General features: G+C 71.1%; 10 protein-coding genes and 1 pseudogene. 3 read left to right on the top strand and 8 right to left on the bottom strand.

Going from position 1 to position 10,100, the window contains the following annotated elements:
• Nucleotides 1-956 precede the first annotated feature (956 nt).
• Together ACRAS8_RS04360 and ACRAS8_RS04355 are read left to right on the top strand one after the other, a co-directional pair.
• Nucleotides 957-1,142: a hypothetical protein gene (locus ACRAS8_RS04360; protein WP_438484436.1), complete on the top strand. Its 186-nt coding sequence runs from the start codon at nucleotides 957-959 to the stop codon at nucleotides 1,140-1,142.
• Entirely contained in the window at nucleotides 1,139-2,485 is a 1,347-nt protein-coding gene (locus tag ACRAS8_RS04355; RefSeq protein ID WP_438484435.1) for an MFS transporter, read from the top strand. Before ACRAS8_RS04360 ends, ACRAS8_RS04355 begins: the two co-directional genes overlap by 4 nt.
• A gap of 148 nt (nucleotides 2,486-2,633) precedes the next feature.
• Here the strand turns inward: ACRAS8_RS04355 and ACRAS8_RS04350 are convergent, their stop codons facing one another.
• The 6 genes from ACRAS8_RS04350 to ACRAS8_RS04325 all read right to left on the bottom strand — a co-directional run bounded on the left by ACRAS8_RS04350 (nucleotide 2,634) and on the right by ACRAS8_RS04325 (nucleotide 7,219).
• Nucleotides 2,634-3,560 (bottom strand): ketopantoate reductase family protein, encoded by a 927-nt coding sequence (locus ACRAS8_RS04350; protein WP_438484434.1) that lies wholly within the window; start codon nucleotides 3,558-3,560, stop codon nucleotides 2,634-2,636.
• Between the two features lie 132 nt (nucleotides 3,561-3,692).
• Complete coding sequence (locus ACRAS8_RS04345) at nucleotides 3,693-4,718, bottom strand: D-alanine--D-alanine ligase family protein (protein ID WP_438484433.1); 1,026 nt, start codon at nucleotides 4,716-4,718, stop codon at nucleotides 3,693-3,695.
• Between the two features lie 176 nt (nucleotides 4,719-4,894).
• The gene (locus ACRAS8_RS04340; RefSeq protein ID WP_438484432.1) at nucleotides 4,895-5,620 is read right to left on the bottom strand and encodes a VWA domain-containing protein; all 726 of its coding nucleotides are present in this window, start codon (nucleotides 5,618-5,620) and stop codon (nucleotides 4,895-4,897) included.
• Between the two features lie 51 nt (nucleotides 5,621-5,671).
• Nucleotides 5,672-6,112 (bottom strand): PPOX class F420-dependent oxidoreductase, encoded by a 441-nt coding sequence (locus tag ACRAS8_RS04335; protein ID WP_438484431.1) that lies wholly within the window; start codon nucleotides 6,110-6,112, stop codon nucleotides 5,672-5,674.
• A 169-nt stretch (nucleotides 6,113-6,281) separates the two neighbouring features.
• Nucleotides 6,282-6,686: a thiol-disulfide oxidoreductase DCC family protein gene (locus ACRAS8_RS04330; protein ID WP_438484430.1), complete on the bottom strand. Its 405-nt coding sequence runs from the start codon at nucleotides 6,684-6,686 to the stop codon at nucleotides 6,282-6,284.
• 146 nt (nucleotides 6,687-6,832) lie between these two features.
• Complete coding sequence (locus ACRAS8_RS04325; protein WP_438484429.1) at nucleotides 6,833-7,219, bottom strand: DUF5997 family protein; 387 nt, start codon at nucleotides 7,217-7,219, stop codon at nucleotides 6,833-6,835.
• A 96-nt stretch (nucleotides 7,220-7,315) separates the two neighbouring features.
• On the opposite strand from ACRAS8_RS04325, the gene ACRAS8_RS04320 reads away from it, so the two are divergent.
• On the top strand, nucleotides 7,316-8,119 hold the full coding sequence (locus ACRAS8_RS04320; RefSeq protein WP_438484428.1) for a LysR family substrate-binding domain-containing protein: 804 nt from the start codon (nucleotides 7,316-7,318) through the stop codon (nucleotides 8,117-8,119).
• Between the two features lie 22 nt (nucleotides 8,120-8,141).
• On the opposite strand, the pseudogene ACRAS8_RS04315 reads toward ACRAS8_RS04320, so the two are convergent.
• Together ACRAS8_RS04315 and ACRAS8_RS04310 are read right to left on the bottom strand one after the other, a co-directional pair.
• A pseudogene (locus tag ACRAS8_RS04315) lies at nucleotides 8,142-9,154 on the bottom strand (glycosyl hydrolase family 18 protein).
• A gap of 194 nt (nucleotides 9,155-9,348) precedes the next feature.
• On the bottom strand, nucleotides 9,349-9,978 hold the full coding sequence (locus ACRAS8_RS04310; protein ID WP_438484427.1) for a TetR/AcrR family transcriptional regulator: 630 nt from the start codon (nucleotides 9,976-9,978) through the stop codon (nucleotides 9,349-9,351).
• Nucleotides 9,979-10,100 lie beyond the last annotated feature (122 nt).

The raw sequence follows: 10,100 nt of genomic DNA, 5'->3' as shown, positions 1-10,100 counted from the left end.
GCTACCGGCCGACTCGCGCTGTCACAGCCGCGTCCGGCCGGGCCGTCGGCCGCTGTCGGCGTCCGCGCGTCCGCGCCGTTGCGTCAGCCTCGACGCACCTACCGGGCGGTGTCCGGCCGCACTCGGCGGTGCGCCGGCCTCGTCGGTCAGGCTGGAATACGGCGAGCGTGAGAGGAGGTATGGCGGGCGTGAGAAATATGGCGGGCGTGCGGAATATGAGGAAGCCCGGTCAGGGCGAAGAGAGCCGTATGGTGCTCGACGGCCGGTACCCCCCTGGAGATGAAGGCGTAGCTGCCGAAAGGCCGGTAAGTGCACGGTGCTTGCCCCCGTTGAGTCATCCTGACCGAATCAGGTCACGGTCTGATTCGGGATCACTGCCCGGCATTCGATCCGCCGGGTACGTCGTCCATCTGCTGGTCAAGTTGATCGGCGACTGCTTTGACTGTGGCAACTCTGGCTGTGGCAACGTGCGGGCGAAAACTCCTCGCCCGCACGACCACAACCGACGGGCTTCCAGGTCCGCTTTATCCAAAGGGACCGGATTACGAGGCGCTTGCCCGATCGGCGAACTCAGACTGCCACTCTGCGAACGGCTGAGACAAGAGTGATCTGCTGGCCGGAAGGTGCAGTGGCAAGAATTGACCCCCAAGTGGCTGGTTCCGACTTTTTCTCGCGATGGGCGAGGGAAGATTCGGGCGTCCTGCGCCAAGCTCGCCATCCGTGCGCAAGCCGGGCAATTCCGGACGCATGCCCGGTCGATGTCGGGCGCAGGCACCCCGTCCAGGGGCTGCCCGGCCTCGACACCTGCCAGTCACCCGTGAACACCTGCCAGTCACCCGTGAACTAGGCGATGTTTCCAGCCAGTTGGGAAACAAGCAGTTGACCTGCTGTGCGGCGCGGTGATCGGCTTGGCGCGTTCGTGTCCAACCCGCCTGGGGAGAGGAAGCAACACCGCTATGCGCAACAGATCATTACGGGGGCGGGCCCGGCCGGCCGCGACGGGCGCGGCCCCGCTGCGGCCCGTCGGCTCGGTCGGCCGGGCGCATGCCGACAGTCACCTGTCCTTCACGGGCGGGCAGAACCTCCTCCGGGCAGCCGCCGGCCACCGCCGCGACGAGGCGTTCCTGGGTAGGTCCGCATGACCACCCTCGCCACGACCACACGGCGCAGGCCGGGCCTGGCGCTCGGCGTGCTGGCCGGGGCGCTCGCACTGGATCTGAGCGGCATGGCCGTCCTGAACGCGGCCCTGCCGTCCGTCGGAGAACGCTTCGGACTGGCCGACACCACCCTCCAGTGGGTCATGACCGCCTACTCCGTCACCTTCGCCGGCTTCCTGCTGGTGGGCGGCCGACTGGCCGATGTCTTCGGCCGGCGGCGGGTCTTCGAGGTCGGAGTCGCCCTGTTCACGGTGGCCGCACTGGCCGGGGCCGTGGCGCCGACCGGTGCGGTGCTGCTCGGCGCGCGGGCGGCCCAGGGCGTCGGCGCGGCGCTGTCCGGGCCGGCCGCGCTGGCCCTGCTCACCGAGGTGTTCCCGGACGGACCGGAGCGCGGCCGCGCGCTGGGCGTGTACGCCGCGGTCGGCGCCGCCAGCTTCAGCGGCGGGATGCTGCTGGGCGGCGTACTGACCGAGTTCCTCGGCTGGCGGTCGGTCCTGTGGTTCTCGGTGGCACTCGGCGTGCTCGTGCTCGCGGTCACCCGGGCCGGACTGCCCGACGGGACGGGCCGCAGAGGCCCGGTGGACATGGCCGGCGCCATCACCGGCACCCTCGGCCTCGCGCTGCTCGTCGTCGGCGTGAGCCTGGGCGGGGCGCGGGCCTGGGGCGTGATCGCCGCCGCGGTGGTCTTCCTGGTGCTCTTCTTCGTGCGGGAACGCCGCACCGCCGACCCGCTGTTGCCGCTCTCCCTCTTCCGGCTCTCCTCGGTGCGGCTGGCGACCGTGGCGGCGCTGCTGCAGTACACGGCGTCGGTCGGGATCGTGTTCTTCGCGCCGCTGTATCTGCAGGGGATGCTGCACTACTCCCCGGTCGAATCCGGCCTCGCGCTGGTGCCGATGTCGCTGACCGTCTTCCTCACGGCCACGTTCGCCACCGGACGGCTGCTGACCAAGTACAGCCCGCGGGCGCTGATGGTCATCGGGATCCTGTTGATCGGCGCCGGAACGGCGCTGTGGATGACCACCCCGCAGCAGGGCAACTACCTGCTGCACGTGATGCCCGGGTTGGTGATCAGCGGCATCGGCCAGGGACTGAACTTCCCGTCCATGACGACGTCCGGGCTCACCGGCGTTCCGGAGCACCAGCACGCGGTCGCCGGAGCGGTCAACGTCGTTGCGCAGCAGATCGGTTCCAGCGCGGGCGTCGCGGTCCTGGTACTGGTCGCGGCGACCGGCGGCACCCAACTGGGCGGCTATCACCTGGCCTACCTCGCGGCCGGCGCCGCCTGCGGGATCGGCGCCCTGGGTATCGCGATGGTGCGGCGGACCTGAGCGGGCGGGCGGCGGGCGGGTGTCCTGCGCTGACCTGGCCGTCGATCAGCAGCGCCGGATCCACCTCGTTGCCACGGCCGGTGGGGATTCCTCACCTCGGAAATCCCCGCCGGCCTGTGTCGTTGCGCTGCCCCGGGGCGAATGACGCTCAGCCGGCGGCCAGTTCCGTCACCAGGCGCTTCAGGAGCGGCGCGTCGATGCTGTGGCGTTCTGCCGCGCGGAGCACGGCACCGCCGATGGCGTCCAGCTCCAGTGGACGGCCCGCTTCCGCATCACGTTGCATGGAGGACTTGCCGGCGGGCGGGAAGGCGTCGAAGCGCGCCAGGAGTTGGGCGGCGTCGCCCGGGCCGCCGCAGGCCCTGCTCACGGCGGCGGTCTCCTCGACCAGCGCCGCCAGCTCCTCGTGCCGCTCGGAGCAGATGTCGCCGATCGGAGCCCGGTAGCGGGTGGTGAGGAGGGCGAAGGGGGCCAGGAAGGCCAGTTTGGCCCACAGGACCGCGTTCTCGTCCGGCAGTACGCGGGTGTTCACACCGGCGGCCGTGAGCGAGGCGGCGAGCGGGCCGAGCCGCTCCTGCCCACCGGCCAGGTCGATCTCGACGAACGGACTGCCGTGCTCGATGACCCCCGGCGCGGTTCGGGTGGACTCGACACGGATCACGGCCGGAACCACCTGCCGTATGCCGAAGCGGGCCCGCAGGAGGTCGATGTGCTCGACCCCGTTGAGCAGCGGCAGAACCACGCCGTCGTCGAGAAGATGAGACGGTACGCGGTCGAGTGCCGCGTCGAGCGTGGTGTGCTTGACCGACATCACGCACAGGTCGACCGGTGTGCGCAGGGCGGTATCCGCCTCGACCGCGGCGGTGAAGTCACCGAACTGCCCGCTGCGCACGCGGATACCGCCCTGTTGCAGGGTGCGTGCGGTCTCGTCGCCGGCGATGCAGATGACGCGGTGTCCGGCGCGGGAGAGGAGCGCGGCGAGCAGTCCACCGACGCCGCCGGGCCCGAGGACCGCCACGGTCGAGCGGGTGTCGGGGGACGGGGCGGGGGCGCCGGTGAGCGGACTGGTGTCTGGCATGGCTCGGGTTCCTCTCGGCTGCTGGTCACCGGCCTGTGGGACCGGAGGCCGGTCTGGGGCCTGTGATCGGCGAGCGTACCCGGCGGTCCGCGGGGACTGAGAGATCCCAGGGTCCCAGCGGCCCCAGGGGGCCTAGAGGTCCACGATGCGCTGGATCAGCTCGGGGTACGTCCAGCCGGCCCCGCCGGCCGCGAGCGGCAGCAGACTCGTCGACGTCAGGCCCGGAAGCGCGTTGACCTCGATGCACATCGGCTCGCCGCGGCCGTCGCAGCGGAAGTCGGTGCGCGAGTACGCACCGTCGCCGAAGCCCAGAGCCCGGTGTGCGCGCAGGGCCATCTCCTGGAGCCGGCGGGCGAAGTCGTCGGGCACCTTTGCCGGACAGACTTCACTGGCCGCACCGGGCTGGTACTTGGCGGTGTAGTCGAACAGCGGAGTCGTCAGCAAGATCTCGACGACGGGCAGTGCCTGGCTTCCGACGACCGCAACGGTGAACTCCCGCCCTGGGAGGAACGGTTCCACCAGCAGCTCGTCACCGGCGGACCCTTCGGCGCCGATCTGCGCCAGTTCCGCAAGCGTGTCGACCCGGTGGACGGACACACTGGAACCGTCCGCAACCGGCTTGACCACCACCGGACCCGCGGCCACCAACTCCTGTGCAGCCTGTGGTACTTCATCAACCCCAGGCCGCCACAGCACCCGTTCGGCCACCGGCAGACCCGCGGCGGCCAGTACCGCCTGTGCCCGCCCCTTGTGCCACGCCGCCCCACAGGCACCGCTGTCGGCACCGGTGAACCGTACGCCCGCCATCTCCAACAGTGCCTGAACGTGCCCGTCTTCGCCCCAGCCGCCATGCAGCGCCAGGAACACCGACTCCGCACCGCGCAGCAGCTCCAGTACCGGCCCGCCGGTCAGCGCCGCATGCATGCGCCGCCGCAATGGTTGCCGGTCGGCGGCGGACGGCGGCTCCGTCCCGACCGCGAACTCCTCGACCTCGTCACCGGGTTGGAGCGGCCCGGCCAGGACCGGCGCGTCGGCGGCCGGGTCGACCAGCGTCACTTCGTGCCCGTGCTCCAGCATGGCTCTCGCCACGGACCGGCCCGAAGCATGGGAAACGTCGCGTTCCGAGCTCTCTCCGCCGCACAGGATCACTACCCGCATGCCCGGCCGTCCTCTTCCCTGCTCGTGATCATGCCAGGCATCGTAGGGCAGTGGCTTGGGTTTTCCAAGTATCAACTTGGAAAACCCAAGCGACAGTCTGAGGTGGGTAACCAACGAGAGCGAAGACGAAGACGAAGATGAGGAAGACGAAGATGAGAGGCCCGGACCGCCGTTCGTCAGGCTGGGGGAAGCACGCCGCAGGCACGGGCGGCCGTCAGCCAGGTGGGGAACTCGCCGAGCAGCCGGTCGTAGAGTTCGGCGTCGGGCAGGGCGGCGGGGGTGGTGCCGGCCGGGAAGAAGCCGGCGTTGTCGACGATCCTGCGGGTGGGGACCGGGAGTTCGTCCAGCCGGCGGAGGAAGTCGAACTCGCGGTGCTCCGGGTCGCCGAAGCCGATGAACTGCCAGAACAGCGGCAGCCGGGCCGCCTTGCACAGCCACTTCTCGGCGGCGGTCCGGCTGGTGGGGCCGCCATCGGTCTGGAACACCACCAGTGCCGGCGCGGTCGTCCCGGAGGCGAGATAGTGGTCGAGCACGGCGTCCATCCCGGCCTCGTAGTGGGTGCGGCCCATGTGACCCAACCGCTCGTGGCAGGCGGCCACCCGCCCGCGGTAGTCGTCCAGGCCGATCTCGTGCACCCCGTCGACATCGGTGGAGAAGAACACCAGCGGGACGACCGCGTCATCGTCCAGGTGCGCGGAGACCGCCAGGACCTGTTCGGCCAGGCGCTGCATGGTGCCGTCCTTGTAGTACGGGCGCATCGAGCCCGACCGGTCCAGCACCAGGTACACCGCGGCCCGCTGCCCCTGGAGCCCGTGCTTGCGCAGACTGACTCCCGCCTGCTTGTAGAGGCTCACCAGCGGCGGCGCGGCCTGCCGCACCTGCTCCGGACTCAGCGGACTCATCGATCAAGCTCCTTTCCTCCCCGGGAGCCTACGACGCCGGCGTCGAGTGGGTCAGCGGAGCCTGGCTCCGTAGACGTGGTCCACCGTCATCGCCATCAGCACCCTGCGGTCGGACACCATCACCGAGCGGTACTCCTCCCAGTCGGGATGCTCCCCGGCGGCGAGCCGGTAGTAGCGCACCAGCGCCTCCACCTCGGGGCCGTGGGGGTCGGTGCCCGGCCCTATGAGTTCCGCCGTGCCCTCGGCGGTGGCCCAGGAACCACCGTCGGCGCTGGTGACCTCCAGGGTTGCGCGCGGGTCCCGGCGCAGGTTCGCCGTCTTGGCCCGGCCCTCGGTCATCGAGACGTAGAGGACGTTCGCCGCCGGGTCGTAGAACGGCATGACGGGGGAGAGCTGCGGGCGGCCGTCCGACTTGATCGTCGCGAGCACACCCAGGCGGCTCTCCGCGAGCAGGGTGCGCGGGTCGAAAGTTGTGCTTGGCGTAGCGGTCATGTGAGGGAAAGGCGCGGCGGCCGACGGCTATTCCCGGCAGGTCACGGCGGGTCGCCGACCGTACACAGAAGTGCCTGACTGTGCCCGGCCGTCCTCGCCTGGCCGTCCTCTCGGCGTCGGCCGTGCCTGCCCTGTGGCCCCCGCCCGCTCCCGGGTATCCGGACGCTCCTCAACGCCCCGCGGTCGGCCGCGAATTGGCCGGCAGGGCGCAGGCCGGGGTGCCGCCCGGCATGCGGTGGCGGTTGTCCGCGACGAGGCGGTAGACGGCGTGGGCGAGCCAATGCACCGGGGGCAGGGTGAGCACGGCGCCGGCGACGGCCCAGGGGCCGCCCGCGTTCAGCAGGAGTTTGGCGACGGCCTGGGCGCCGCCGTACACCGCTCCCGACGGCGTGATCCACAGCAGCTCGTGCTCGGCGCGCTGCTGGGTGACGCCGAACTCGTCCAGGTCCGCGAACTGCCAGGCGGTGATCCGGCAGCGCGGGCGGAGGTACCGCTCGGCGGCGTTGACGGAGGTGGTGCAGAAGCCGCAGTCACCGTCGTAGACGAGTACGGGCCGGGTCCTCGGAGTCGTCATCTGCCCCTCGTGTCGGGTCGGGTGCCGAAAGATCGGGTGCCGAAAGGGTGCGGCAAGGGTGCGGCGGCGGGTGTCGCCGGATCGTGCCGGCCGCCGGTCCGGCACGCGGAGGCCGGACCGGTGCGCCGCCCGCCGTGGCGGGACGGTTACGCCTCGTTCTGGGCGCGCCGCTTCTCCTTGAGGCGGGCCCCCTCCTTGCGGACCTCGGCCTGGGTGGCGCGCTCCTTCTGCAGCCACTCCGGGTTCTCCGCCTTGAGCGTGTCGATCTGCTCCGTGGTGAGGGCCTCGGTGACCCCGGCACGGGCCAGCCCGGAGATGGAGACGCCCAGCTTCGCGGCGACCACCGGGCGGGGGTGGGGGCCGTTGAGCCGCAGCTCGCGCAGCCACTCGGGCGGATCCGCCTGGAGTGCGTTCAGCTCGGCGCGCGAGACCACGCCCTCCTGGAACTCGGCGGGGGTGGCCTCGAGGTACACACCCAGCTTCTTCGCCGCGGTGGCGGGCTTCATCGTCTGGGTGGTCTGGTGCGACTTCATGGCTCCAGGGTATCGAGCGTGCGCACCACCGCTGACCACGGCCTCCGGCCACGGCCGCTGGCTACGGCCCCCGGCCACGGCGGGTAGCCTGGCGGGGTGACAGGCACGGAAGCATCCCCTTCGTTCCGGCTCGCGTATGTACCGGGAGTGACACCCGCCAAGTGGGTGCGGATCTGGAACGAACGCCTGCCGGACGTACCGCTCACCCTGCTCCAGGTATCCGCCGCCGAGGCCGCCGACCTGCTGCGGAGCGGTGGCGCGGACGCGGGCCTGCTGCGGCTGCCGGTCGACCGCACGGACCTCAGCGCGATCCCGCTCTACACCGAGACGACGGTGGTCGTGGTGCCGAAGGACCACCTCGTCGCCGCGTTCGACGAGATCCCCGTGGACGATCTTGCCGACGAGCTCGTGCTGCATCCGCTCGACGACACCCTGGACTGGGAGCGGCCGCCGGGCCGGCCCGCGATCGAGCGCCCCGCCACGACACCGGACGCCCTCGAACTGGTGGCGGCCGGCGTGGGGGTCCTGATCGTCCCGCAGTCGCTCGCCCGCCTGTACCACCGAAGGGACCTCACCTACCGGCCGCTGACCGGCACGCCCCAGTCACAGGTCGCGCTGTCGTGGCGCGAGGACCGGACCACCGACCAGGTGGAGGACTTCATCGGAATCGTCCGCGGGCGGACGGTGAACAGCACCCGCGGCCGCCGCCCCGCCACCGCGGAGAGCCCGCAGCAGCCGGCGACCGGCAAGAAGGCGAAGGGCCAGGGCACGGGGGCCAAGAACCAGGGCAAGGGGGCCGGGGCGGCGCGGGGCAAGGCGCCGGCCGGGCGGAATCCGCGGCGCACGGCCGGGGCGCCCAAGGACGGGGGCCGACGCGGTCGGCCGCGCCGGCGGTCGTAGTGTCGACCGGACGTCCCGGGGCTCAGCGGCCCTGAGCGGCCCTGACGTTGTCGCCGAAGGTCCAGTCTTTGGCGCCGTCCCAGTTGAGGGACCAGGTCATCAGGCCCTTCAGGCCGTTGTGGTACGCGTTCCACGCCTGTGCTTGTCGTAGGGGACCTCGACGGTGGTGCCCTGGACGGTCAGGCCCTGGTCGAGGCAGTCGGTCTGTTTGGTGAAGCCCTCGACGGTGCCGGCCTCGTAGGAGTCGCCGGAGCACCCGTACATGCTGCCGTTGTAGTACTGCATGTTCAGCCACCACAGGCGGCCGTTGTCGGCGTACTTCTTGATGAGGGGCAGGTAGGCGCCCCAGATGGAGCCGTAGGTCACGCTGCCGCCGGTGACGTACGCGGTCTCGGGGGCCATCGTGAGGCCGAAGCCCGCGGGCATCCGGGCGAGGATGCCGTCGATGATGCGGACGAGGTTGGACTGGGACGGTGACAGCTGGTTGATGTCGCCGCTGCCGCTCAGGCCGGTCTCGATGTCGATGTCGATGCCGTCGAAGTTGTACTTCTTCAGGAGCGGCACGATCGTCGCGACGAAACGGTCCGCGACCGCGGTGGAGTTGAGGTCGATGCCGGCCGTCGCGCCCCCGATGGACATCAGGATCGTTGCGCCGTCGGCCTTGGCCTGGCACATCTCGGCCGGGGTCGGCACCTTCACGGTCGCGTCCATGCCGTCCTCCCAGAGGGCGGTGCCGTCCGCGCCGATAACGGGGAACGCCGCGTTGAGGACGTTGTAGCCGTGGGCGCGGATCCGGGGGTCGGTGATCGGCGTCCAGCCGAACGGCGGGTGGACGCCGTTGGCCGCGCCGTCCCAGTTCTCCCAGTAGCCCTGGAGGACCTTGCCGGCGGGTCTGGGTTTCGTGGCGCAGGTGTCGCCGTGGGGCGCGGCGGCGACGGGTGTCTCGGCGACGACGGGTCCCGCGGCACCCAGCAGCGGCAGGAGGCAGGCGGCCGCCAGGCCGGTTCTCAGCAGACGCGCTGTCCGACCGCTCACGCTGGCTCCCTTCGCGCCGTGACGGACGTCAGCGGCGGGGAAAACGGGGGGTGGTGCGGGACACCGTAGATTGGTCCATACCTATCGTCAATGGGTAGGGACGGAGCAGGAGTTGGCGCGGCACGACGTCTGCGGTGGTGGCCGTCCGCTGCGGGACTTCAAGAGTCAGTGGGACTTCAGGAGCACGTAGGACTTCAGGAGTCCGTGTGACGGGTGCGACGGGCCCGCGAGACTGCGTTGATCATGAGCGGGAGGTAGGTGCCGGGCAACTCGTCCGGAGGGAGGCGGTCCGGTTCGACGAGGCTCTGCGCGAGGGAGCCCTCGTGGAGGGCGGTGACCAGGCGGGCGAGGGAGTCGAGGTCAACGGTGGGGCGCCTTCCCAGGCGGTCGAAGAGGGCGGCCAGCAGCCTGGCGATCTCCGCTCGGAGCCGGCGGTCGTGCTCGGCGAGCGTACGAGCCGTGTCGGGGTGCCGGATCGCGTGGAGGGTGAACTCCGTCGACAGCAGGTACCAGCGCCGCTCGGCCTCGTCCAGCGCGCTGGTGCGGGCGATCAGCGCGCGCAGGGGGTCCTCGCTGTCCTGCATCTCGTCGACCGCCGCGGCGAGCCGGTCGACCACCCGCCGGGCGTGCAGGTCGAAGAGGGCGAAGAACAGCTCTTCCTTGGTGCGGTAGTTGGAGTAGAACGCGCCGCGGGTGAGACCGGCGCGTTCGCAGATCTCCTCGATGGACGCGCCGTGGAAGCTGCGGTCGGCGAAGGTCGCCAGTGCCGCGTCGAGCAGGCGCGCCGTGGTCTGTGGCCGGCGCTTGGTCGGTCCCTTGGGCAACGCGTTCCTCCACGGGCATCGACAGGGACATCGGCACGGCCGCTGACGCGGGCCCATCGGCGCGCCGGCACAGTCGCCGACGCACCGACGTGAACGAACCCGCAACGAACCCGCTCACGGTA

The organism is Streptomyces sp. S186, assembly GCF_051603415.1.
Lineage (GTDB): Bacteria > Actinomycetota > Actinomycetes > Streptomycetales > Streptomycetaceae > Streptomyces.
This window is presented reverse-complemented; position numbering and strand designations above follow the sequence as displayed.